This is a genomic window from Brevibacillus sp. SKDU10, from assembly GCF_001645205.1.
Lineage (GTDB): Bacteria > Bacillota > Bacilli > Brevibacillales > Brevibacillaceae > Brevibacillus_B > Brevibacillus_B halotolerans.
The window spans coordinates 1-24,860 of sequence record NZ_LSSO01000181.1 but is presented as its reverse complement, the minus strand read 5'-3'; the positions used below and the strand labels follow the sequence as shown (position 1 = coordinate 24,860).

The window sequence follows — 24,860 nt, the reverse complement described above, 5'->3', positions numbered from 1 at the left end:
GCTCCTGTCGTCCCCGTGGCTCCTGTCGTCCCCGTTGCTCCTGTCGGTCCGGTTGCTCCCGTCGCCCCTTGTTTTCCTAGCCTCATTATTTCTTTTTCTAATCTATGAATTTTTCTCTTTAATCTGCAAACTAAGCATATAAGCTGGCATTTTTTTTTACGAAGATAGTATTTGCGCTTATATTTGGACACGTTGAACATCCCTCCTTTCCTACGGTCGATAATAGTTGGAGGAAAATTCCGCTTAATGAAGACTTACGATACGCATCTCAAAAATAGTAATGTGCTACGGCCTCGGCGGAAAAATTCCCTGTAACGCTATACAATAATTAAGCACAAGAAATGGCTGCATATTATTGTGTGGCTGACTGCCTCCAGTAGAGCTAATTCCTACAGGACTCATTGAGGTATTAGCAGATTGATTGTAGGCTGGATTGTCCGTCACAGCCCAAACACTATTAGCTGGCAAAACTGTATTAGCGGCAGATATACTCCCCAAGGCCTGATGCGTATGGGTAGGCATTTCATCAACAGTTAACGTATGAGTTACTTCTCCTCCAGTCAGCCCCATCGGAAAGCTGACTGATCGATGGATTGCTATCCTTCCTCTTAAATCAGGCAATGCAAAGGTTGTACTGCCATTACCGCCGTATGTTGTCCCTAGCAAAGCAAACAATGCTTGATTCTGGTTAATCGGGAGTAATTGTCCGTCACAAAATGCCCATCCTTCAGGAGCAAATGTAAATCCGAACAAACGGATTTCACCCAAAAATGGCTCAGCCATGTTTTTTTTCCTTTCCGCCTGTTGGCATTTTTCTATAATCTATGCAGACAATCTGCTGTCCGTAATGACCTGAAGCCTATTCTTATTTGAGAAGTACAAACCTAAAATCATGAATCCTTAGTTTCATTTATCGGCATCAAAAAAGGCCGCTGCTAGGCGGCCACTGCTCCCTATTAAATTGTTACCGTTGCTTTCGGACAACCTGACCTGTACTGGTTTTATCACATACATCCATTTCAATTTTACCTGTATGCATTTTCGTGTTTTATCTTTTCAGGCTTGTCTTGCCTTGCAGCAACTAGGATCACCATTTAGCATTTAGATGCAGACTTACCTCATGCTCTTTATTTGTTTAAAAATATGCCCACATACTCCCTGCAACACCTTTACCTTTTTTAGGAAATTCTGTGCTACTCTGTTGCCTTGGTGCTTGTCTGTCCCTTACACTAAGATAAGAGAGCGTTTTTTGTTTAAAACGAAGAGATGTTCCTTGGCTTTGGTCGGCGGAAGGGACCTCTCTTTTTTCATGCTCTTTTGATTTCTGGGAAGTTTTATTCCCACCTGTAGGTTCATCTGCCCATACGAGTGCCATCTTGAAATCCTCCATTCTGTCTTGTGAGTTTCGCATTCCGTTAATTTTTACATACATGCTACACAATACTTCCTGTGATAAATAAGGTATTTTCTGTTTTATCTTTTTATTCTAAAGAATGTTCCGCTAAGAAGATATCAATTGAAAATGTTGAAACGTATGACAAATTGTGCCATTATTCGACAATAAGCCATAATTCTCAGTAAACCGCCTCCATTTCCATAAAAAAACCGCGGGATTAGCTCCGCGGTTTTTTGCTTAAAAATTCTTGGATTTGTTTTTGGCCGGCAAGAATTGTTGTTCTATCTTTTCATAAAGTGCAAGTAGCCGTTGTATAAAAGCAAGCCTTGGCACAGCCCAATACACAAACAAGGCTGAGACAATGCCTAATAATGCCCCTATTATGACATCAACTGGATAATGAACACCTACCCAAACACGAGAGAGTCCTACAAATACAGCGAGGACAAGCCATAGCCAGCCTTCTTTTTTACGCATAAGCCAAAAAGAAGCACAGATGGAAAAAAACAAGATCGAATGATCACTTGGAAACGAATTATCGATCGCATGTTCAACGAGCTGATTGACATCCTCAAGTACCGCAAATGGCTGATAATGCGAATAGAACAGTCCCGCTAATTTTCCAAGGATTTCAGCAAGGATGAAGGTAATCACCGCTTGAATGACCATCATTCGATTTCTGTGGTTGCGAGTAAACCAATAGACGAGTAAACCCAATCCTAAAAAATACACCATATATTCTGCAATAAAAACCACACCTGGATTTAAAACAGCATACTGTTTCCCTAAATCATTAATGGCTCGAAAAACATCAATGTTTAACTCAGAAACACTCATTTTTGGCATTCCTCCTATTTAAAATAGCTATAATAGCACAGCAAGAGAGAGACGATAATCAATGAACATCCATCTTGTTAAAATACACCGTGGTTATAATGAATCCAAGAATCGATGTAAGCAAAATAGATATATAGGAGTATACGGGAGCATATTCAGCAACAAACCGATTGATAGCCACTTCATGTACCGCTGAATAAGGAAACAATACCCGATATTCTGAATTTGCAAGTGCGACGTTTGCCATCGTGATAATGGCAGTAAATATAATTGTAGGAACATAATTTTTGAACAGAAAGGTTACAAGCATAGTTGGAGTTGACAACAGAAACAGTAGAAATCCACCCATGATATATTGTGAAAAGGATTGTATTAATAAAGCGGTACTTAAACCTTCAAACTGTCCAATACATCCTAAAATCAAGGTCAGTCCCCAAGTCATTATTGTTAATAGTAAAATCCAAATCAACAGTAAAACTAATTTGCTTAGAATAAAGCTAGTTCTCGATACGGGGATGGTTAGCAGGTTTTTTAATGTATCTTCCACATACTCCCGATTAAAAAGGTAAGCAGTAATCACTCCATACAGAAGTGTTCCTATGAGCAGAAGTGTATACAAATTCGTATTGTAAAAGGCTGCTTGAAATTCAACAGATGCATTAGGATTTTTCATCTTCATATTTAAAAATCCGATAAATACCATAATCGGAGCTGAAGCCGCTCCTATCATGCTGACAAAAAACATTTTCGCTCTCTTAAGCTTTAGAAGTTCAACATAAAGCAAATTACCCAATAGTCCCACCTCCAATTAACTTCGTGAAGTAATCCTCTAGCTTATCTTCGCTCATCGTAATCTTACTTACTTCAATACCATTCTCTACAAACAATCTGTTAATCTTCCCCTGTTGGCCAAAGTGTGAATACACCCTGATAATTCCGTCTTCGTGCACCCGGTAATCAGATATTTGAAGCTGATCCTCCATCAGCATAGCTGCTTTGTTATCGTTAGATACCTGGAACTCAAGGTATTTCCGATTTCTAACTCTAAGCTCCTCAAAGGAGATTTCCTCAAGCAGCCTCCCCTCATGAATAATTCCGATCTGATCTGCCAGTTGTTCTACTTCTGATAAAATATGACTTGAAATCAAAATCGTTATATTTCTTTCTTGGGCTAGAGATTTAATCAGTCTTCGTATCTCTTTAATGCCAATCGGGTCTAAACCATTGGTTGGTTCGTCTAATAGTAACAGCTCAGGATGATGCAGAATGGCTCTAGCAATCCCTAAACGCTGCTTCATTCCCAATGAGTATTTACCGACCAGCTTTTTCGTCTCATGTTGAAGTCCAACGATCTCTAAGGCTTCCTCTATTGCATTTTTCTTATGAACACCCATGAGCTTTGCATTAATAAACAGATTTTCTCTAGCTGTTAAGTTTTCATAGAATCCTGAGGACTCCACAATAGAACCTATTCTTCTTAAAATCTCTTTCTTTTTTTTCAGTAAATTCTCCCCGAATATTTCAATCGTACCCCGGGTGGGTTTTATTAAGCCTAACAGCATACGAATGGTAGTCGTCTTTCCTGCACCATTCTGACCGAGAAAACCATAAATCTGTCCCTGCCCTACATTCATCTCAAGGTTAGTTACAACGCTCTGCGTACCATATGCCTTTGTTAAATCCGTGGTTTTAATGATTACACTCATGTTGTCCCCCTGCTATTAAACGATTATCACTAGCGTTCATAGTTTCATGATAAGCAGACGAATTTAATTGCCTCTTAATTAGTTCTTAATTAATTCTTAAATTCGATTCCATTCTTTTGCTTGGGAATAGAAAAGCCAAAGGTCGTTTTTATTTCCGGCTCACTCTCGACCCATATCTTTCCTGAATGCTTTTCTACAAGGCTCTTAGCTATAGCCAAACCTAGTCCACTACCCCCATGTAACGAGTTTCTCGCGCGATCTGTACGATACATCCTATCAAATACATGAGGTACGTCTTCTCTAGAAATCCCCGGACCCTTGTCCCATATAGACAATTGGTACTCTTTGTCGGTCTCAGTCAATTCAACGCCTAGCACTTTCCCCTTTTTCCCATACTGCACAGCATTTTTGATCATATTATTCATAATTCGTAACAGACTCAGACGATCAGCCACGATCAGGCACTTCTCTTCAGGAATGCAGACCTTCAGCTCCATCTGATATTTTTTTAGCTCAGGCAAAAATTCAATTAATGATTCCCTAACCATTTCAGCAAAGTCGAGCAATTCTAACTGTAAAGGGATTTCATCCGCATCTAATTTCGCCATATGGAACATTTCATCAATGACATGTTTCAAACCGCTCGATTTTTTTGAAATGATCTCCAGATATTCTCGTCTCTCCTTGTCTGAAGTAGCCACATTATCCTTTAGAGCATCAACATATCCAATCATAGAAGTAAGAGGAGTACGAATATCATGTGAAATACTAGATAAAAGACTTCTTCTGGCTGCTTTTGATTTTATCGCCTGAACTTGAACTTTTTCTAGCTGGTCAATTAATTCATTCATGCCAAAGATCATTTCATTAAATAAGTAATCCTCATTAGCCAATAATCTTGTCTGGAAATTTCCATGAGTCGCACGTCTTAGCTCCGCAATCATCCTCTTTACTTTCGTCAGGAATTCGAGCCTTATAACAATAAGAAATCCTGTTATCACAATTAAAACAGTAAATAACCCACCTCTCAGGAAGCCTTCAGTTAGACCCTTTACATCTATAAATAGAAAGCATGTCATGATGATGAGCTGAAGGAGAAGAAGGAAGGTTATTTTGTCATATCTCATTTTTTTCACCTACAAACTTATATCCAATTCCCCAAACGGTCTGAATATACTTTGGTTCGGATGGATTAGCTTCTATTTTCATTCTAAGCTTTCGAATATGTACCATAACCGTATTGTCATCTTCTACGTATTCACTATTCCAAACCTGACGAAAGAGCTGTGTCTTCGTAAAAACCTGTTCAGGATGGGATGCAAAAAATTTCAGTAGTTCAAATTCCTTGGCTGTTAAGCTTATCTTTTCTCCAGCTAGATGTACGGTATATTTTTTAAGATCAATTGTAATGCCTTTAAACGTTATTAATGTGTTTTCATGAGAACGATCATCGCTCCCTAGTATTAGAAATCTTCTCATAATAGCCTTAACTCTAGCCACCACTTCATTTATACTAAAGGGCTTGGTAATATAATCATCTGCTCCCATACTCAGACCCAAAATTTTATCAATCTCATGATCCTTAGCAGTGAGCATGAGAATAGGAATGTTCGTTTTATTTCGAAGCCTTCTGCATACCTCGATACCATCAATCTTGGGCATCATTACATCTAAGATCATGAGGTTATATTTCTTTTTTTCAAACATCTGAAGAGCTTCTTCTCCATTTACTGCCACATCAACCTGATATAACTCTCTTTCCAGATATTTGCGTAGTAAATCTCTAATTTCTTTTTCATCATCGACAATAAGTACCCGAATCTCTTCCATATTTTCACCCGCTTCTTATCTCTTCTTCGCATTATACCATCTCCGCAGGCAAAGACCTTACTTTCGAGAGGACGAGAGATACTGCGTGATGACATGATTTTTTGATCAATAAAAAAGAGCGCATCATGACGATAGCGCTCTTATCGAAAATTCATCATATTAATGGCCAGGATCAACTACAGTTGGAATAACTTTTAAAGCAGTTATGTTTGAGCCCGTTGTTTTGTGTAAAGGAACCACATTCATTGCTACTAATAAAGTTAAGGATAATACCGTTGCAGCAACCGTCTTTTTCACTCCATTTTCCTCCTCTAGTTACCATTTTTTTCTTACAGCCCCATTATACACTTCATTTAATCTTTTTACATATTCAATATCTACTGACATTAAATTTATTGCAAAATATTCAAAAATATGTTTCATACACTCCGTTAATTCCTGATAGGCATTCACTTTTTTAAATGTACCTAAACTCAACAAATAGCTTTCTTTTCCTTGCTCAGGAAATCCGCTTTCCATCATAAAATTCCCTTTGAATTGGTAGAATGTTCCGATCGAAATATGCTGATAGGGAGTTTGAGGATGATGAAGCATACATTCCTCTTCGTGGGTCAGCAATTCTTCAATAGAATTCATGTCTCTCGTTTGAAAATATACATCAAATAGTTCATTCGCCACATGTATTTTAAGGTCCTTGCTAACCTCAGCTAGACAATCCTTTAACATGGGAATCGCTGCATCAAACTGCTTCGTTTTTGCTTTCACAATAGCACGAGTAATTTTCGTAGCATCCGGGACAAAATGATACTGGTATTGCTCGAAAACATCCAAATGATGTTCTACTTCATCATAATTTTCTAAAAATAACAGAGAGTTAATCATTGCTAAGTGTGCTCTCGCCTTTAATTCTGTTCCCGGGGTTCCTTCCTTCAGGCCCAACTTACATAACTCGATGCACTCTGCAAATTTCTTCGTGTTATGAGCATGCAATGTCATTCTAAAATAAAAAGTTATTTTCTCTTCATCAGATAAAAAATCAACATAATATAATGATTCTTCTCCTACTTTAAACGATTCTTCCAAACGTTTCAAATCTTCTCTTTCAATTAAGTATTTTTGATATAATCCTTTTGCAATATACATGGGTACTCCATGGCCTCTGGCGTAGGTAATAATGATATTATAGAGGGTTAACCGAATGTCCGTATTCATGTTCTTATTCGCAAGCTGGTACAAATGTTCTAATAGTGTATATGTATCCTCCTGAGGAGACTCAAGAAGTTTATTCGCCACTTTTGTGATTAAGGAAAGGTTGGAAATTTCAATGGATTCTGATAAAAATAAATCCAGCACACTCACTCGTTGTTCCATTTCAATACAACATTCAATGATCTCCTCGTAAGGGATTTCTAAAACATCTGCGATTGGTTTTAAGGTTCGTAACTCTGGACGCTTCGTCTCACCACTTTCTATTTTGGAAATAACCCCCTTACTAACCCCAGTCACTCTGGATACCTCTGATAAACTGATGCCTAGCTCTGTTCTTTTTGCTCTTATCAGCTCCCCGATTGTTTGGGTAGTTTTACTGTCGACCATATGAATCCCCTTCCTATATTAATAGAACGTAGCATTTTTTATTAATTTTAACCCTTCTGTATATTTCTGTAAATAACAATAAAAAATAATGGATTGATTAATGGTATTTTATTATGCTCAAAGGATTACCTGATAGATTTCATTCCTATGAAAGAAGTTTAGTATTGATCTCGATTACTAGTTATTATTCTGCACGATTTTGAGGTAATACATGCGCTAACGAAATGCCCTGAAGCACGAAAAGGCTGCCGATAGTCCCCCCGACAGCCTTTCATTTCATAGCACTAGCTAGTACATATTACGTAGGGTACATTCACTCTACTTTGACTGTTAAAAGATATGTTCTACGTATACTCAAAACAAACCACCGCTTTTTTCAAATTCCGATCATAAAACAGATACAAGCAATCAGCTCCATAGGCTTGAAAATAAAAACCTGTCAGCGCACCAATATACGTAAAAGTACGTCCATCTGGTCTGGTAGGAATATTGATGAGATTGGTATTTCCAAAACTCTCCATCTCTTCCATGCTTACATCATATTCTTTCATGAATTTTTGCATTTCTTCAGATTTAAACGCTACATCATCTAAGAATCCATTGATAGCCGGATATTCCAATCCCCAGCCCTTTTCCTGTTTATCCTGCATATCCTGAATTAATTCCTCTACATCCTGAATCTCTTTCCCAAAGCTGGAGTACGGATAAATCGAACCCACTCGCTCGTAATATTCCTTTCTTATCTGGAAATGGTTTGCATTATCCAGATAAGCTTTACTCTCTTCTTCGTGATTTGTTCCGAAATAGCTCCAATCCGCTTCAAACTTATACTTCCCGTCTATCACCGTAAAGCCAAGCATGTCCTCCTTCGTATATTCTGTATGAAAATCTGGGGTATCCTCCCCTACACAGCCGTCATAGATCGCCTTAGCTGATACAAAATGCACCCACTCATCTCGTTCTGGAAACACACATTGTAAATTAATCGAACAAATAGGCAGGAAATGCTTGCGGTGTTGTTCTATCTCGTCATAAAACACGTCTTCATACGCTGGAAAGGCCTTGAAAAACTCTTGAGGAATTTTCATTTGATAACCGCCGCTCCCTTTTCAAAGTTTGTTTCTCTAGCCGTATATGTACATAAACACGAAACATTTCATTTATTATAAATTTACTAGAAACCACTAGCAATATTCGGTCTTAACAAATTGTTTACAAATGAAGAGATTTACTCCTCCCGCAAAAAAATTATCCTAAACCTGTCACAAAATCGTTCCTGACCCTATCCTTATATACAGATAGAAGAAAGAGGTGAATATGTTGAACGACATTGGTTGTGACCAAATCAAGCCCATTTCGATAGACTCGATATCCCCTCCAAGTCTCGTTATTAATAAAGAGGCAGCGATTCAAGATTTGATTCACCAATATGGGGAGAGCGTCTTCCATCTGGTTTGTATGATTGTCAAAAACCATGCTCTGGCAGAGGATATTACTCAGGAGGTATTTATTAAGGCTTATCGTAATGTTGACAGCTTTCGGGGCGAGCTTCCCTGTTCCGAAAAAAGCCTCCTATCAGATGAATGTATTTCGCCGCTTTGAAGAAGAACATAAATATAGCGGCTCTATCCCCATCATACAGTAATGACAAAAATGACAGACCAAAAGCCAGATATTCCGTTACTGGGAACCTCTGGCTTTTGGCTCATTTGGTATAAGCTAGTCCTTTATTCTGCTACTGCTTTAGCTCTGGTAGCAGCTTATACATTTGATATAAAATTTCTGTTCTCACCTTAACTAGTTCAGAATATGCATACAACGATTTCATTTTCGCGAACTTTTGCTGGCTTTCTGATGTCGTTTCATTTTGGCTAAAATCATGCAGTGTAAACATGGTAAAGGTCTCTGCCCAGTCCTCTGCCACGTTGGTGATGGCATATTCTGATACAAATTCCTGATGATAGGTATCGTAGAAGACCCGTTTAGCTGATGCATCGGTCTCTACATTCGTCTGTTTCCATTCTTTTTCATACATCGACCAGAATTGCTGATAAAATTTATTTAGATAGGAATCCTTTTTCGTACAGCCTTCGTTCACATGTAGGCTGTCACACTTTACGTTATTTTTTGGCTGACTCTGACTCACCCGCGCTTTTTGTTTATCATGTTCTATGTAACTTTGCATCTGATCCTCTCCTAGCGAGATCAGGTGGGCAGTCTCATGGATCAGTTCTTTAACTAGCTGTGGATCGGCTTTATGGAAATCTAGCGCATCCATCTCCAATCTCCATTTATTAGAACCATCCTCTGATTGAATTAGATTCGCAAAGATATGCTGTTTCCCATCTGTCATGACCGTAAATTCTGTAAGCTGTTTTCGTTGCTCCTTAGGAATTAACGCCTTATAGAAGTTCCACATCTCATGATGCAGCCAAGTATCTTTTTGCCATTTTTCAAGCTCCTCACGCGTAAGACCAGTTGCAGAAGAGTTGCTCCTCCATTTTGGGGTATCTAGCTTTTGCTTATACGGCTCTACTAATTCATCTTGTGCATTAATCTTGTATTTCATCAGCACGTGTGTCTCACTAGCATTTTGTCTTTTTGCGTCGATGGAGAAGCCTTTCTCGTTGGCTTCCGACTCTGCGTTTTTATCCTTCACATACTCTTCCATCGAAAATAGCTCGGGTATGTTTACACTGATTTCCTGAACCAGTCTATTGCCTAGCTCTATACAATCTTGCTCATCAGTACAGATGTTTTGTATGTCTGTTTTATTCGTCGATTCTAGCTGTTTGGGTTCAGAGTAGGCTTGTTGGGCTTGCTGTTCCACAGACTGACAGCCCAGCAAGAATAGGAGCAAGAACGCGGACAGACAAGCTGCCACTTCTTTTTTATTCATGAAAACCTCCATGTATTTGTCTATGTTTTTGTCTTAGATGATACCCCGCCTATCACAAGCAGAATGCACGTAGATACAAATCTACTAAGTAAGAAGGGAAACAAAAATCACTTATCTATTATAAACGTTACGAATGAAACAAAAAAGAGACTATGAGTTACTGGTTGAACATCAGAACCAAACGCCGGCAAATAAAAAATGGCTGATGCAATTTGAACACATGCATCAACCATTTTTTTACATCGAGCTTTCTATTTGCCTAATCTTCCGCCGTTTATGTGTCTCCATCAGGTTCATCATTTTAGACAAAAGCATGGAAATTCCAAAGGTGATGCAATAAATAATGACTAAATAAACGAGCGTATACCACGTGCTTTCAAAAATCCAAGCAATATCGCCTAGATAACCTATCAGTGTCTTATTTACGATAATCGTAACAGCCGAGTGTGTCAGGTATATGAAGAAGGTCAGACCTTTACGAAAGGTCAAAGGAATATACTCTGCCCAATCGAACAGAAAAAGTAAGCCAGTAAGCAACGTAACAAGTGTCGCTAATACAAACCGCATATGAACAGCCACGTAGGTTGTTTCAGATAGAACAAACAATATTGCACTAAATAAGGAGATTCCAGCAAAGCCTACCAAAATAGGCTGATTATTCTTCATGAAGAGAATGATTTCTTCCCTGTACCAATATATGATATGTCCTAAATAAAACGTGAAAATCCAGGTCGGGAAAGCATGCCGTGTACTCAGTCCAAGCCAAGGCTGGTGTAGGTAATTAATATACACATATTGAAGGATCATAAACACCCAGATCAGCACAAGAATATTCTTTTTGTTAATAATATTCCTAAAAATGTAAGCGAATACATAATATTGGCACAGCATGAAGATAAAATAAAGCTGCCCGCCTGTTTTACCAAGTATGATATTTAGAAAATCAGTTCCTTGTGAAGGGAGCTGTTCCGTTAATAAATAGTGATACAAAACACCAAATAAAAGGAACGGGATAAAAATATAAGTAATTTTTCCCGAAAAAAAGCTCCAGCCACTCCCCTTTAATCGTTCTAGGGATCTTGCAGTAAAAAATCCAGTAATAATTGCTAAAAAAACAGTTCCATAACGGCTGATTTGATTTAAAGCGATAACCCAGAATGGATCAGTATAGTTGAGCACTAATGCGGTATAATGCCCAGCAAATACTAGAAATGATGAGAGCAACTGTAGTATAAACAACGATTTTACGATTCTCGAATCCATATACATATTAGTCTCCGATTTCTGTTTTTGTATTTGTTTCTGTCTTTGTTATTTTCATTCTATCAAATAAACGTGGAAATTCTGTGGAAAACCAATAAAAAAAAGAACTTAGTCCAATATGTACTGAACTAAGCCCCAATATTTATCCTTCTCTATATTTTAAGCCGAAGCCTGTATTCTCTTCTCGTTATGAGTTTTCAATCTTCTGCTCTGCCTTTTTTGCTGTTTTTTGACTCCAGCCAAAAATCTTGTTCATAAACTGATAAACATACTTAGATTCTTTGGTGAGTAAAGGTCCCAGTATAGCAAGAATCAACACGTACAAGGCAGAAAACGGTTTTAAAATAGGCATTAGCCCGCCTGCAATACCAAGATTCGCTACAATAATAGTAAACTCACCGCGAGCCATTATCGTAAGTCCGATATTACTAGATGCTTTATGAGACAGTCCAGAGCGTCTGCCTGCAATCATACCGGCAACGTAATTACTCACTACGGTTAAAATAACAACACCTAACGCAAGCCAAATGGCACCGCCTAGTGTTAATGGATCAATGCTGAGCCCAAAGCTAAAGAAAAATATGGCTCCAAAAAAATCACGGAATGGAATAACGAGTTTTTCAATGCGTTTGCTGTGCTCTGTCTCTGATAATGCTAAGCCAAATAATAAGGCGCCGATTGCTTCTGCTACGTGAATGGTTTCAGAAAAACCAGCAACAAAGAACAAAGCTGCAAACACCACAATGATAAAAATTTCATCTGAAGCAATATTAAGTAGTTTATTTAAGATAGGGGTTCCTTTACGAGCAATAACAAAAAACAATAGCATATACCCGATTGAAATGAGGACAGATAGAATGCTTCCTCCAATCGATGTTGCTCCACCTAGCAACAATCCTGACATAATAGAAAGGAATACCGCGAGGAAAATATCGTCAAAGAGAATTATTCCGAGGATAAGTTCTGTCTCTGAGTTTCCCGTTCGCCGCAAATCTACTAAGATTTTGGCTACAATCGCACTGGAAGACACCGACACAAAACCAGCAATAATTAATGTTTCTAGCATTGGGAATCCAGTCATAAAACCATAGAGAAGCCCCAATACAAAGTTAAGAGCTACATATATGGTTCCACTAACGGCTATAGATTTCCCTGATTTGATGAGCTTACCGACTGAGAATTCCAGCCCAAGATAAAACAGTAAAAACAAAACGCCAATCCTACCCATAAAATCAATGACTCCCTGGGATTCAATAAAGGTAAAATCAAAAATCCCAATCGTAGGAGCATGCGGACCTACGATCATTCCCAAAACAATTAAAAATGGGATAATCGAGAATTTTAATCTTCCCGCCAGCAATGCTGCAATCGCTACCAACAAAAGTGCAGTTCCGACCTCAAATACCAAATGATCCATCTATATTTTAGTCCCCCTCGCTCGATAATAATTCACGAATCGCCGCCTTTAAATGAGTTCTTTCCCCACTTAGGACTAACGTATCCCCAGCTTCTATAATCTCCTCAGGTCCCGGATTCAGAACTTTTTTCAAATTCTTTTTCAGAATCGCAATCACAGTCACACTGTACTTATTGCGAATATCCACCTCCAGAATCGACCGATTAACCGCTACAGCATTTGGTGATACCTTAAACCATTCAATTACTAAATCATGAAAAGCCATTTCTACTGTCTCAAGCGCTTTTGGCTTATAAACGACTCCCCCTAGAATCTCAGCCACTTTTCTAGCTTCGGCATCGTTAAAAATAACACTAGAAATGCTCTCATCATGATCATCTGCATCGAATTGATAAATCTCTCTCCGACCATCATCGTGGATAACGATAACCACTTTTTCATTATTTCTTGTAATCATTTCGAATTTTCGACCGATGCCAGGTAGTTCAATTTCACGAATATCCATTACTGTAATGCCCTCCTCGCTACATAAAAAATGATGTAGAATCTGTAATCAGTTTACCCTTTTTATTACGAAACATTACTATTGATCACTTCTTGGGCTGATTACTTTTTGGGTATACGAATCAAGCACGAAAAAGTTTCATAATTCCTATAGGTTTACTTATTTATAAATAAAAGCACTTACATAGCTTGGGTATTTTTTTATTTTTGCGTTTTTACACATCCGTAACAAATTGTCCATAAATTTTTTAATGTTAAAGTACGAAAATGTAAAGACATGCTTGTTTTAACAAGTGTAAAAATGGAGGGATTATTTTGAAATTGAAAGGAATCTTTCAGTTTAAATCGATTAAAGGGCAGCTATTATTTATGATTTGTGGCTTGCTGATCATCACCTGCTTAGGACTTACAAGCCTTTCTTTTTTTGAAGCGCAAAAGCAAATGGTCACAAGTGCAGAGGAAATGCTTTTGCCTCTTGCCCAACAAGCAGCGGGAAATTATCAGGCTCAATTGACAGATGACATAACATTTGTAGAAAGTTTAGCAGCTCGAGAAGCAGTTAAAAAATATCAAACAGAAACAGATTCAGAAGCAATTAAAAAGAGTCTTGATACCCTGGTTAAAGAGCATGGTGCAATAGATTGGGGTATTGCAGACGCTACAGGTAAGACCGTGATTGGTAGTAATGAAGGAAAAGATATTAGTAAAAAGATCTATTTCCAAAAAGCATTGACCGGAGCTACAACTACATCAGACGTATTTATCGCCAGCCAAACGAAAGAACCTATTATCGTGTTTGCTGCACCTATCCGTACAGGAAATCAGATTAATGGTGTGGTATACGTCGTTCAATCTGCTGATGAATTGGTAAAGTTTTTGTCTACGCTTAGATTCAGTGAAACAGGACAAGGCTTTGTTGTAGATAAAACTGGAACGATTGTCGTCACTGAGGATATTCCCAAAATGAAAACACAAGAAAACCTGATTGTGATGTCTCAGACCGATGACAGCTTTAAGGAACTCGCTAACATTGTGTCCGATTTGATTACAGGAAATACTTCTACTGGCTCTTATCAATATCAAGGAATAAAAAAATATGTTGGGTACGCCCCGCTCCCTCTTACAGGCGGTGGAATTGTTGTCTTTATCAATTCCGATGATCTACTTGGCGGCATTACTAGCATGCGAAATTATTTAATGGTAATTTCTTGTTTCTTCTTGTTAGCTTCCATTGGTATTGCCTATTGGTATGCTTATACGCTAAGCCGTTCCATCCACTCCTTTAAAGACATTCTAGGAAGAATGGCACAAGGCGAGCTAAACACATCAATCGATGACAAGCTACTTAAGCGTAAAGACGAGTTTGGTGAGCTGTCTCACATGTTGCAAAATATGAAAAACTCCTTTAGTAATTTAATTGGTGTTGTACAAAAGCAATCGCAGGAAATCGATCAATCTTCTCAGAGCCTAAGCAACGTTTCCAATGAAATGAGCACCGCTACGGAAAGTGTATCTATCTCCATTCAAGATGTTGCAACGGGTGTTACTTCCCAAACAGAAGATTTGATTGAGATCGGAGAGACACTCAGCTCGTATGGTACGCAATTAGATGAGATGGTGCGTGCAATCCAGGAAGTAGACACGAACGGAAAAAATATTCATACGTTGGCAAATGAAAGTAACGAAAACCTGAACCAGCTCATCACATCGGTTGATGAGGTTAATCAGGTCTTCCAGGATTTCATCAATAATATTGTCACAGCCAACGATAACCTAAAGGATGTTCATCATATCACTACTGTCATTAATCAAATTGCCGAACAAACAAATCTATTAGCATTAAACGCAGCTATTGAAGCAGCAAGGGCAGGAGAATCTGGCAGAGGCTTCGCTGTTGTGGCCGATGAAGTACGTAAATTAGCAGAGCAATCCCGCCAATCTTCTCAAATGATCGCAGACATGATTAGCGCGGTATCTGCCGATTCAGATCAAATGCTTATGAATGCAACATCAATGAAAGAAGCGATCTCCGGGCAAAAATCAGAAATGGACACAGCCACTGCCTCTTTCCGAAACATCATGGCAGAAATTGACGTCATTAATCCTAAGCTGGAGGAACTTAGCTTATCTGCACAGCACATGCAGCAGCAAAAAGAAGATATTATCTCGAAAGTGGAATCCAGCTCCAGTATCTCGCAGGAAGTCGCTGCCTCCTCAGAGGAAATTGCGGCTACATCCGAGCAAGCCTCTGCTTCTGCTCAGGAAGTACATGCTACCGCTAGTACGTTGGCTAACATGACGAAGCAGTTGCAGGAAGAACTGAAGCGATTTAAAGTTTAGATTGTAAAGAAAAGCACCATTCCTTATGTATTTTGTGGTTCATTATGCGATTTTGAATATTTTTAGACATCAACCACAAACAAGCAAATTTATTCATCCCCTCTCATAGAATAGATGCATATGCCCAAAGAATTTGACAGCCACGAGCTGTCTATTCTTTTTGACGTTATAAAAGCTTGGGTATGTGCTCATTCTGTCGGGAGGAATGTCATGGATAATTTGACTGCAAGGCGAAGCTTAACTACCAATCAACAACTCATGGTAAACGCAGAATTTGAAAAACGAAAAAGATCAAAACTGATTGCCTATCTTCTGTGGATTTTTTTAGGCATCTTGGGAGGTCATCGATTTTATAGCGGTGACAATGGAATTGCTGTTGGTATGATCGTCGTCAGTGTCATCAGTTGGTTTCTTATGTTTATTCCAATTACTGTTTGGGCTATTGTTGATGTTTTTCTCATCGGAAAACGCATTGATAAGCTTAATGAACAGTTGGAAACAACGATTATTCAGAAGGTAAAAATGATCAACATTGTAACGACTACATAAGGTTGTGCAGGCACTGTATAGGAAATGAAGGCAAATAATCAGGTTTAGCTGATGATCAAAAGCTCTCAGGACGTTTAATGGCCTAGAGAGCTTTTTTGAATATAGAGATTTATAATAATAGGAAAATATGGCGTTTGTGCTGTTACATCATTTTCTCAATAAATTGTACAACTTCACTAGAAGCCCGCTCTAGCTCCGTTTGATAAGCTTTAGCTCGATGTTTATCGCCATTCTGAAGTGCGACAGCAATCTCTTTTGCTAAGCGATGAACATTGTGATGCGCTTTCTCGAAACCAGGCTTTAATGCTTTTGGAACACGATCTTGCTCTAGCTTATACCAACGCCCTAATCGACATGCCGTATGATCTATAACTTCATAAGGATTTAATACCTCAAATCCATAAATCGCATTGTATACCTTCCACACCCACCAAAGATGATCTTGAATGACGACCTGCTTTAACAAATCAGGATGGTCATGCCAATCATGTTGCTTACCATACTCCTCAATATTGTATAATCTATTCTGATTTATTTTTTGCGATAGCGCATTCACGTCTATTCCCATATTTCGCAAGGATTCACTAGATTCTGAAATCTGTTCCACGATATTATGTATATGCTCGTCAATTTCGCGAGTAGCTGCCGCTTGTTCCTCCGTAATGGATGCGATATTACTGGTCTGTGTCTCAATGCTGCGCATCTCCTCAATCATATGCCGCAAGGAAACCTCCGCCTCCGTTGCCTGATGAGCCCCTACTGCCACCTGCTGTTGTGTTGCTTGAACCTGTTCACGCATTGTCAGAGATGTTTTCATGACTTCTTCCATATGAGTAGAAATATCCGCCAGAGCACGCTTGGTCTCCTCAGCGAGCTTTCTCACTTCCTGCGCTACGACAGCAAATCCTCGCCCATGCTCACCCGATCTTGCTGCCTCAATCGAAGCATTCAGCGCTAGTAAATGGGTTTGGTTAGAAATACTCTGAATGGTATCGACAATTTTATGTGTTGAGATGATACCCTGTTGCAAGCTGTCGAAGGTATTGTTCATAGAACAAACGGAATTTTCTACTTCACGAAAAATAGCCAGCGATTCACTGATACTCTTGCCACTTTGGTATGCCTTGTTTGTTGTCTCTTCGGTAAACTGCGCCATTTTGCTTGTACTTTCGGCTACGTCCACTACCGAACAAGCTAATTCCTCTGAAGATTTACTTACGTGAATGGCCCGCTTCGTTGTCTCTTGTAGATCGTCTAAAAGCTTGCCGCTTTGACTTAGCTTCATATTTTGTTCGTAGAGACCAATGCTTGTAAGCAAGTGATTATGTGTATCAGCTTCTATCAGTGAATGCGTACGGGAAACAGAATTCATATTGGTAGATGCTATAGCTGGTGAAGCGCCTGAAGAAAAGTGAGTTTTCGTCTGCTGCTTATCTACTTCTGATGATTCATGTACTGGATATGGTTTTTTTGTATTCCAAATTGTAAACAAGGTAACTCCTCCTTAGGCTTGGGGATAATCGATATTCGATCGGGTAACTGGGTAACTCGTTTATGTTTTTCTGGATGGGAAATCGGAATTACTGGTCGATTGTAGCAAATAAGTTAGTAAGAGGTATATTTCCGTTCCTTTCCAGTTGTCATCAATGTTATCGGAATATTTTAGCCTTATATTTATAAGATGTACATGTTTGAATGATAAATGGCAAAATTTTAAGTTTTTTTGTTGCATAAGAGAGAGACACTATGCTATACTTTTTCCATAAGTTCACCAAATGCGGGCCCTTAGCTCAGCTGGGAGAGCGCTACACTGGCAGTGTAGAGGTCGTCGGTTCGATCCCGATAGGGTCCACTTGTCATAGCCAAGATTCATCCAGATTCTTATCCTTGGTAATCACTAAGTGAAGAGGAGAACGATCGGATCATTCAGCGGCTTACACGCTTTTATAAAACGTTTCTTTTCGGTGTTAGTTCACTCTTCACTCACCCGTGAATATACCGAAAAGGAGCGTTTTTATTTTGGCAGGAAGGGACTTACTCATATTGCCTCCCAGCTAGGACAAAAAAGCATCATCCTTTCTATGAGTATAAAGAAAGAATGATGCTTTTTTGGTATGTAGATATCTGTTTTTATGATCATGACGATAAGCTGGAGCTACATCGATACCACTTAGCATAGGTAATACTTTTCACGGTAACTGGCTGAGGGCAAACTCAAATAAACTCAGCTAGATTACTTACGTCTTATATATGATTTATAATTCAGGCTCTTTGTTTTCAAGCTTTTGAAGCATCGCTCGTAATTGTTCTACCAGTGAAGCTGGAGCTTTCTTTAGTGAACCAGTATCAAACGGAGGCATAGGATCGTATTCCATAAGCAGTTGGATTGATTTGCTCATCTCTTCTCCTGATTCCCATGCTACTAACTGGAGGGCCATGTCGATACCGGAGGAAACACCCGCCGCTGTAACGATTTTGCCCTGACGAACCACTCTCTCATCAGTTGGGATAGCACCAAGAGACTGGAGTAAATCCAAGGAACTCCAATGACTGGTTGCCTTCAATCCGTTAAGCAAACCTGCCGCACTCAAAATCAGAGAACCGGTACACACCGATGTAGTCCACTTCGTGGTCTTATGTATTTCCCGAATCCAATTCAATGTGTCTTCGTCATTCATCAAAGACTTATAGTTAGGAGGGCAACAACCAGGGACGACAAGAATATCAGCCGATGTAACCTCAGAAAAACTAAAATCGGCATGCAAATACCCCATTTTAGAATCAAGCTTGATTAAACCCTTATCTTTGGCGACAAACTTCACTTCGCTGCCCTTTACACCAGCAAATACTTCGTACGGCCCTATTGCATCTAGCGCAGTAATCCCATTGTAAAGCATAATTGCGACTTTCATGATATCTCTCCTCCAAACATAATGATTTATAATTCAAAATCATTGTACTATACTCCCCTATAGTATATTGGTGTCGGTTTTGTGAAGAGCACATTTCCGCGTAGGGGCTGCTTAGGTTGCAGAGGGTCCTTTTCCTTACGAGTAGAGGGGTATAACAGCATTTGCTTCTTTTTATAAATGTTTGCTTTCATTACGACTACATTATTGCCATAAATTCCCTAGAAAACATTTTGTTTTGACATCAGCATGACTTCTTTCTTTTGTAAAATGGCAGAGATTAGCCAAGAAGGTCACGAAATTCTTCAGCAAAATTTCGGTGTTAAAACTTTCTTGCTTGTAAAAACAACAAAAATTTCATCAGTAGAAAGAAGACACATGGAGGGATCCTGATGTTTAAGAAAAAAGCATTACTAGTATTATCATCTGCTCTATTGATTGGAGCTCTACCTGCAACAACTGATGCTGCAGTGGTAAAGAAGAATGTACTGGCTTCATACAATAATGTGAAGGTAAAGTATAACGGTTATGAAGTTCCAACCTCGACTGAACCATTTATTGTCAATGGAACGACTTACATTCCTGTTCGCATGATGGCTGGTGTATTCAACAAAAACGTTGATTGGGATCAAACATCCTACACAGTATCCGTAACAGATCGTGAAGACCCAACTGTTGCTTCACTGCAAGCTCAATTGGCATCTAAAGACTCCACAATCGCAAACCTAGAAAAACAATTGAAAGATGCCAAGGATGATCTAGCAAGGAAAGATGATAAGAAAAGCAGTATCAGCGATGATTTAGAAGATCTTGAAGATGAAATCCGCGATAAATATGAAGATTGGGAAGATATTGATTGGGATATTAGCCTAGATGGCGATGAAGATGATATTGAGATCACAATCGAGTTTAGCATGGACGATGACGAAGATTTGTTCAATGATCTAGATAAGGATGACCTTAAGAATTTCGTAACGAAAATCTGTAAGATGGTTTGGGATGACGATACCTTTGAGGATGCTGACATTACTGGTACCATTACGGATTCTGACGACGATGACGATTTGTATGATTTCGAAGGAAAAGCATCTTCTGGTAAGGTTACACTTACAAAGAACTAATAACGCTAGACAAGCATTTGGCGACCTTGTTAAGGTCGCCTTTTTCCATTCAGCTTCCCTTCATCACTAGCATAAGTAAGACTACTCATGCAGCTCTACGATTTCACCATTCGTTGGAACGTGTAGGCTTACACAGGTCATTTCCCTCATAAAAAAATCCCTCCAAATAAACAGTATTATCTCTGCTTACTGTCTACCTGAAGGGGACCTATCAAATGAATTAGGATTACTCTTTATACCGTGCTATCAATCTCTAAAAGACTTAACTCATTCATTTCTGTTCAAGGTACTCTTTTTTCAACAACGAAAATATGTGTAAATCAACATAGCTTCCTTTGGATTTTTGGTATTCTCGTAGTATTCCTTCATCAACAAAGGCCAGCTTGCTTAAAAGCTTCTTGGAATTAACATTCTCCGGTTCAACCTTTGCCTCAATTCGATTAAGCTTATGGACATCAAATCCATAGCGAACCAGCGCCTCTAGGCCTTCTCTAGCATAGCCCTTCTTCCAAAATGGTCTCCCCAAATCAAATCCAATCTCAGCTCGATTATCTTCTCGATCTATATAATTAAACCCGCAAGTTCCAATTACTTGGTTTGTTTCCTTTACTACAATGGAATAACGATATGCTTTCCCTTCCTTCCCTAAATCAAGGAGGAGTTGTATCATTTCTTTCGCTTGATCAACATGTGTAAAGGAAGAGATGTTCATATGCTTTGTTACTTCATCATCTGACCAATAGCGATATAAAACCTCTGCATCTTCAAGCGTCATTTCTCTTACTAGCAATCTGTCTGTTACAATGCTTGCTTCTGTTTTCATGGTCTTACCTCCAATGTTTTATACGTTGAGTAAGAAAAGACCATCAGCTACCTGGCATAACTCATTCCCTTCATAAGAAAAATATAAAGCTACAGACATTATTGCGTATTTCTTCTTTTATAACAAGATATTTTTCTAAATAATCCCAACTTAATTCCTGAATTTTCCCATAACCATACTGTAAATAAAACTCCACAGAGAATCCGTCAGCTCTCTGTGGAGTCATGTGTATCCTCTGCTCCCAAGACATTCAGTCCTTCTAGGCATCAAACCTTGCAAAGGCAGCAGGGCTACATTTCCTATTTACTATTCGCTCTAAACAAAGCGTTGTGCAAATAAGCTGATCAGTGCAGCCGCCTCTTGGCGAAGCATTGGCTGCTTGGATTTATAATCGATTTCTCCTCGACTATTCGGTTTAACTTCAGGGCCGTACAAGCCCTTTGAGACTACATATTTAACACCGTCCATCGCCCAGGAATCCGTTTTGCCAATCAAAGACACTTTTGCAGAAGGAGATACCTGTCTTTTATTGGCCACTCGCCAGACGAGCATTGCCGCCTCTTCCCTGGTAATTGGTCTATTTGGCTCTATTCGTTGATGATTTGGTTTTTCTACGAGCCCGTAATCTAGAGCGCTTTGAATTTCCCCAGCGTATTCATTACCAGGTAAATCCTTAAACATTGGCATTTTTTTAGAAGGCGGAACTCCTATAACGCGTAGTAATTGAGCAATAAATTCTCCCCGAGTAATTGGCTTTTCGGGGTGAAACTTATTGTCGGGAGTTTCAACTAGATACCCAAGCTGTTTAGCATCGTAAATATATTTGGCAAATTCGTGGTCTTTGGCGACATCACTATATGGTTTTGGCTCCGGTCTTTTTTGCGCCCAGCTATCCACCTTATTGTAATAAAAATAGTCAACTGAGCCATTCGGATTTGCTTTAAACGCAGCTTTCATTCCTTGCTCATCTTCAAACAAAAACGGGTCCTTTTGCCGAAACTTATGATTACCCAAAGGGTCTTTAACCATCAGTTGTCCGTCATCTAATACATTGACTCGAAACACCCAATACGGGGAGCGTAAATCCTGATAAACGCCGACAAAGCGTTGCAGCCCTTTTTTGGTGGTTTGTACATCTACCTTATCTTCCACTGGTTTTGGATAGTAATGATCCATGAACGCTTTGAACAGCTCTTCACGAAAATTCGCCCCATCTCCATTAAAAACAACAAATCCCCCCACCTTCTTTTCGGGTAAAAGCCACATCCAAGAATGGTATCCAGGCAAATCCCCGCCCTTGCCTATCACAGCTTGTTGATTGTAATGGTTTTGGAAAAATGTTTCGAATCCGTATGCGCCATTTTGAATTTTTGGGTGAAGATTATGGCGAACCTGATGCATGGTTTTTGCTGTTTTTTCCTGCAAAATCTGTTTCCCTGCAAGCTTACCACCATTAAGATGTGCGATCATGAACTTCGCCATGTCACCTGCAGTCGATAGCATACTCCCGTCTGGTGCATCTGTAGGAATCGAGCCATATTCAGGAATTGGTTTTTTTACGCCATCATATGGAGTAGCCAGATTAGCATGTATATCGGGTCTCATGATAAAACTACTGCTATTCATGCCTAGAGGTTTAAAAATATGATTCTCCGCATACTGATGAAATGGTACACCAGTCATGCTCTGTACAATGTATCCTAGCAAGACGAAAGCATAATTGTCATACCGAAACACCTCTCCAGGATTGGATACAATGCTTGGAGCATTCTGCTTAACAAATTCATCCAATGGATAATACTTATTGGGTGATTCTGTATCCATAGAAGGAAGATCGGTATACTCAAAGCCAGTCATATGTGACATTAAATGATCCAAGGTGAGCTTTTTGCCTGTTTTATTGTTGAGCTTGAAATCCTTCAGGTACTCCTGAATGTCCTTATTTAGGTCTAGTTTATTTTGTTCGACGAGCTGCATGGCTGCTGTGGACGTGAAGATTTTAGAAATCGAAGCGATACGAAATACGGTAGAGTCTGGATCAACAGGCCGCTTCTTCTCCAGATCAGCATATCCGTAGCCTTTCTTAAACAATACTTGGTCATCCTTCACGACAACAAAAGCAGCACCGGTGAGCTTTTCTTTGATTTTTGGACGGTTGAAAAATTGATCAGCAAACTTCTCTACTTCTTTTGCATTCGTGGGCCCAATCGGGTTTACTTTCTTCTCCGCTGCATAAATCATCGGTGTAGCGATCAATGAAAAAATAAGCAGGGTCAGACCTAGTACCTTACACATTTTTAACCGAAGCATTTCATGGATAGGCATAGATACTCTCCTTTTGGTTTTATTTTCACGTACATGGCCGTTTCGTCCGACATTCCATTCGTTCTGAGTTCGTCTAGAAGATCACAAGATCACTCCTTTTGTAAGAACTGACATGCGTTATCCCTTTGTGAGCTGTGAGATTTCTATCACGAAGCTACTAAAATAGCTGTCGTAACCCTAGTGACAAGGTCTCGTAACCTTATAAATCGAAGGCAATCCAGAATTTCAATAAAGCTTATTCCCGTTCGTTGTATGCTGATTAGAGTCATAAAAATGTGTTTTATTCTACATCGCTGTTGCTTTGGTGAGGTGATGGCATAGGCTTTTTCTTGCCTATCCTACGGGGTATAAGGCGAGGTAAACATTAGGTTGTGCTCCCTGCTCTGTATTATTAATCTGTTTGAAGGTCAGTGAATCAGTTTTCCTGTAGCACGAGCACATTATCAAGAAACACTCATGGCAATTCGAGGCAAAGGGGCATTTCCCGAGAGGAAGCGAGGGCCATACCTCATGCTTAAAAGGGAATGCTTCGCAATCAAGCTAATGCTTTTATACAAATCAAAAATTTCTCCATCTATTTTCAGGCTACAGGTCAAGGATTTGCGAAGAAGCTGTGTATAAAGGTAAAAAATCTATTCCTTAGTTTGCTATAAGAGTAAAAGGCATATGCGCAGCAACTTGCCACTCTCCGATAGACATCAGAAAATCCTTATAGAAGCTTCTCACGCTTCTTGGCCGTAACAAAAAGCTAGTATGAAAGTTAATCGGATTATAGATATTTCTAAATTGCTTACATTTTTTTACATTATTCGATATAATTATTTTAATATTCAAAAATATAAGGAGGGCTTCCCTAATGAAAAAATCTGTCTCAACACTACTTGCTTTCTCTTTAGCTCTTGGGATCACGGTAACACCATTCTTACCAGCATCAAGTGCAATGGCTACACCAGCCAAACACTCTAGTAACGTCTCAGCATCAATCCGCACTTCTAATGAAACATGGAATATTGGCTCACATATCAGAATAAGCACGAAGGATGGCTGGTCGCAAAAAGTATTTCAAAGTCGTGAGGTTATCAAGGTTGAATACGATAGCAGGACACAGTTTAATAAATTTACCGCAGTTCAATCTGGCAATGCATCCATTTATGTCTACAAAAACGGTACATTGAATTATATCCGGAATATAACGGTGCCCTACTAATAGGATTAGATACAGGATTGCATACAAAAAATCTCTCTGATCGATTAGAGAGATTTTTGGGTTCTAATATAAAATTTAATCTGAAGATATTCACACAATGGTATTTTACTGCCTGCCAATCTTTTCATGATAAATCCA

At 39.1% G+C, this 24,860-nt stretch carries 23 protein-coding genes, 1 tRNA gene and 1 pseudogene; 6 read left to right on the top strand and 19 right to left on the bottom strand.

The window, feature by feature from the left end; translation table 11 throughout:
• The 11 genes and pseudogenes from AYJ08_RS24565 to AYJ08_RS17350 form a co-directional block, all read right to left on the bottom strand.
• A pseudogene (locus tag AYJ08_RS24565) lies at positions 1-191 on the bottom strand (hypothetical protein); the annotation flags it as partial.
• A 94-nt stretch (positions 192-285) separates the two neighbouring features.
• A complete protein-coding gene (locus tag AYJ08_RS17390; RefSeq protein WP_064018774.1) occupies positions 286-783 on the bottom strand; it encodes a phage tail protein in 498 nt (165 codons plus the stop codon).
• 352 nt (positions 784-1,135) lie between these two features.
• Positions 1,136-1,375 (bottom strand): hypothetical protein, encoded by a 240-nt coding sequence (locus AYJ08_RS17385; RefSeq protein WP_064018776.1) that lies wholly within the window; start codon positions 1,373-1,375, stop codon positions 1,136-1,138.
• Between the two features lie 258 nt (positions 1,376-1,633).
• Complete coding sequence (locus AYJ08_RS17380; protein WP_064018773.1) at positions 1,634-2,233, bottom strand: undecaprenyl-diphosphatase; 600 nt, start codon at positions 2,231-2,233, stop codon at positions 1,634-1,636.
• A 58-nt stretch (positions 2,234-2,291) separates the two neighbouring features.
• Entirely contained in the window at positions 2,292-3,026 is a 735-nt protein-coding gene (locus AYJ08_RS17375; protein WP_064018772.1) for an ABC transporter permease, read from the bottom strand.
• A complete protein-coding gene (locus AYJ08_RS17370; protein ID WP_064018771.1) occupies positions 3,019-3,939 on the bottom strand; it encodes an ABC transporter ATP-binding protein in 921 nt (306 codons plus the stop codon). Before AYJ08_RS17370 ends, AYJ08_RS17375 begins: the two co-directional genes overlap by 8 nt.
• 89 nt (positions 3,940-4,028) lie before the next feature.
• Positions 4,029-5,066, bottom strand: a complete 1,038-nt coding sequence (locus AYJ08_RS17365) for a sensor histidine kinase (protein WP_064018770.1) — start codon at positions 5,064-5,066, stop codon at positions 4,029-4,031.
• Positions 5,056-5,769 carry a response regulator transcription factor gene (locus tag AYJ08_RS17360; RefSeq protein WP_064018769.1) on the bottom strand — a complete coding sequence of 238 codons (714 nt, stop codon included), beginning with the start codon at positions 5,767-5,769 and terminating at the stop codon, positions 5,056-5,058. Before AYJ08_RS17360 ends, AYJ08_RS17365 begins: the two co-directional genes overlap by 11 nt.
• Positions 5,770-5,928: 159 nt before the next feature.
• On the bottom strand, positions 5,929-6,066 hold the full coding sequence (locus AYJ08_RS24080) for a hypothetical protein (protein ID WP_197490742.1): 138 nt from the start codon (positions 6,064-6,066) through the stop codon (positions 5,929-5,931).
• 18 nt (positions 6,067-6,084) lie between these two features.
• Positions 6,085-7,365 carry a helix-turn-helix domain-containing protein gene (locus AYJ08_RS17355; protein ID WP_064018768.1) on the bottom strand — a complete coding sequence of 427 codons (1,281 nt, stop codon included), beginning with the start codon at positions 7,363-7,365 and terminating at the stop codon, positions 6,085-6,087.
• 344 nt (positions 7,366-7,709) lie between these two features.
• The gene (locus tag AYJ08_RS17350; RefSeq protein ID WP_064018767.1) at positions 7,710-8,453 is read right to left on the bottom strand and encodes a hypothetical protein; all 744 of its coding nucleotides are present in this window, start codon (positions 8,451-8,453) and stop codon (positions 7,710-7,712) included.
• 229 nt (positions 8,454-8,682) lie between these two features.
• Here AYJ08_RS17350 and AYJ08_RS17345 point away from each other — a divergent pair, with 229 nt between their 5' ends.
• The gene (locus AYJ08_RS17345; RefSeq protein ID WP_064018766.1) at positions 8,683-8,967 is read left to right on the top strand and encodes a sigma factor; all 285 of its coding nucleotides are present in this window, start codon (positions 8,683-8,685) and stop codon (positions 8,965-8,967) included.
• Between the two features lie 133 nt (positions 8,968-9,100).
• Here AYJ08_RS17345 and AYJ08_RS17340 read toward each other — a convergent pair whose 3' ends face one another.
• From AYJ08_RS17340 to AYJ08_RS17325, 4 genes are all read right to left on the bottom strand, one after another.
• Positions 9,101-10,264 (bottom strand): hypothetical protein, encoded by a 1,164-nt coding sequence (locus AYJ08_RS17340; RefSeq protein WP_064018765.1) that lies wholly within the window; start codon positions 10,262-10,264, stop codon positions 9,101-9,103.
• Between the two features lie 237 nt (positions 10,265-10,501).
• Positions 10,502-11,527 carry an acyltransferase family protein gene (locus AYJ08_RS17335; protein WP_369799691.1) on the bottom strand — a complete coding sequence of 342 codons (1,026 nt, stop codon included), beginning with the start codon at positions 11,525-11,527 and terminating at the stop codon, positions 10,502-10,504.
• Between the two features lie 187 nt (positions 11,528-11,714).
• A complete protein-coding gene (locus tag AYJ08_RS17330; protein WP_031411051.1) occupies positions 11,715-12,944 on the bottom strand; it encodes a cation:proton antiporter in 1,230 nt (409 codons plus the stop codon).
• 7 nt (positions 12,945-12,951) lie between these two features.
• A complete protein-coding gene (locus AYJ08_RS17325; RefSeq protein WP_031411052.1) occupies positions 12,952-13,449 on the bottom strand; it encodes a cation:proton antiporter regulatory subunit in 498 nt (165 codons plus the stop codon).
• Positions 13,450-13,763: 314 nt separating this feature from the next.
• Here AYJ08_RS17325 and AYJ08_RS17320 point away from each other — a divergent pair, with 314 nt between their 5' ends.
• Together AYJ08_RS17320 and AYJ08_RS17315 are read left to right on the top strand one after the other, a co-directional pair.
• Positions 13,764-15,788, top strand: coding sequence for a methyl-accepting chemotaxis protein (locus tag AYJ08_RS17320; RefSeq protein ID WP_231929141.1), 2,025 nt, complete (start codon positions 13,764-13,766; stop codon positions 15,786-15,788).
• Between the two features lie 210 nt (positions 15,789-15,998).
• Positions 15,999-16,337, top strand: a complete 339-nt coding sequence (locus tag AYJ08_RS17315; protein WP_064018763.1) for a TM2 domain-containing protein — start codon at positions 15,999-16,001, stop codon at positions 16,335-16,337.
• A 142-nt stretch (positions 16,338-16,479) separates the two neighbouring features.
• Here AYJ08_RS17315 and AYJ08_RS17310 read toward each other — a convergent pair whose 3' ends face one another.
• The gene (locus tag AYJ08_RS17310) at positions 16,480-17,829 is read right to left on the bottom strand and encodes a methyl-accepting chemotaxis protein (RefSeq protein WP_064018762.1); all 1,350 of its coding nucleotides are present in this window, start codon (positions 17,827-17,829) and stop codon (positions 16,480-16,482) included.
• A 287-nt stretch (positions 17,830-18,116) separates the two neighbouring features.
• On the opposite strand from AYJ08_RS17310, the gene AYJ08_RS17305 reads away from it, so the two are divergent.
• Positions 18,117-18,189: transfer RNA gene (locus AYJ08_RS17305), tRNA-Ala, on the top strand.
• 403 nt (positions 18,190-18,592) lie between these two features.
• Here AYJ08_RS17305 and AYJ08_RS17300 read toward each other — a convergent pair.
• Positions 18,593-19,249 (bottom strand): DJ-1/PfpI family protein, encoded by a 657-nt coding sequence (locus AYJ08_RS17300; protein ID WP_064018761.1) that lies wholly within the window; start codon positions 19,247-19,249, stop codon positions 18,593-18,595.
• Between the two features lie 389 nt (positions 19,250-19,638).
• Here AYJ08_RS17300 and AYJ08_RS17295 point away from each other — a divergent pair, with 389 nt between their 5' ends.
• The gene (locus AYJ08_RS17295; protein WP_031411057.1) at positions 19,639-20,367 is read left to right on the top strand and encodes a stalk domain-containing protein; all 729 of its coding nucleotides are present in this window, start codon (positions 19,639-19,641) and stop codon (positions 20,365-20,367) included.
• 271 nt (positions 20,368-20,638) lie between these two features.
• Here AYJ08_RS17295 and AYJ08_RS17290 read toward each other — a convergent pair whose 3' ends face one another.
• Together AYJ08_RS17290 and AYJ08_RS17280 are read right to left on the bottom strand one after the other, a co-directional pair.
• A complete protein-coding gene (locus tag AYJ08_RS17290; protein ID WP_064018760.1) occupies positions 20,639-21,190 on the bottom strand; it encodes a GNAT family N-acetyltransferase in 552 nt (183 codons plus the stop codon).
• Positions 21,191-21,505: 315 nt separating this feature from the next.
• Positions 21,506-23,515, bottom strand: coding sequence for a serine hydrolase domain-containing protein (locus AYJ08_RS17280; RefSeq protein ID WP_064018758.1), 2,010 nt, complete (start codon positions 23,513-23,515; stop codon positions 21,506-21,508).
• Positions 23,516-24,371: 856 nt separating this feature from the next.
• On the opposite strand from AYJ08_RS17280, the gene AYJ08_RS17275 reads away from it, so the two are divergent.
• The gene (locus AYJ08_RS17275) at positions 24,372-24,722 is read left to right on the top strand and encodes a BLB8/JUQZ-1 family protein (RefSeq protein ID WP_064018757.1); all 351 of its coding nucleotides are present in this window, start codon (positions 24,372-24,374) and stop codon (positions 24,720-24,722) included.
• The last annotated feature ends 138 nt before the right edge of the window (positions 24,723-24,860 follow it).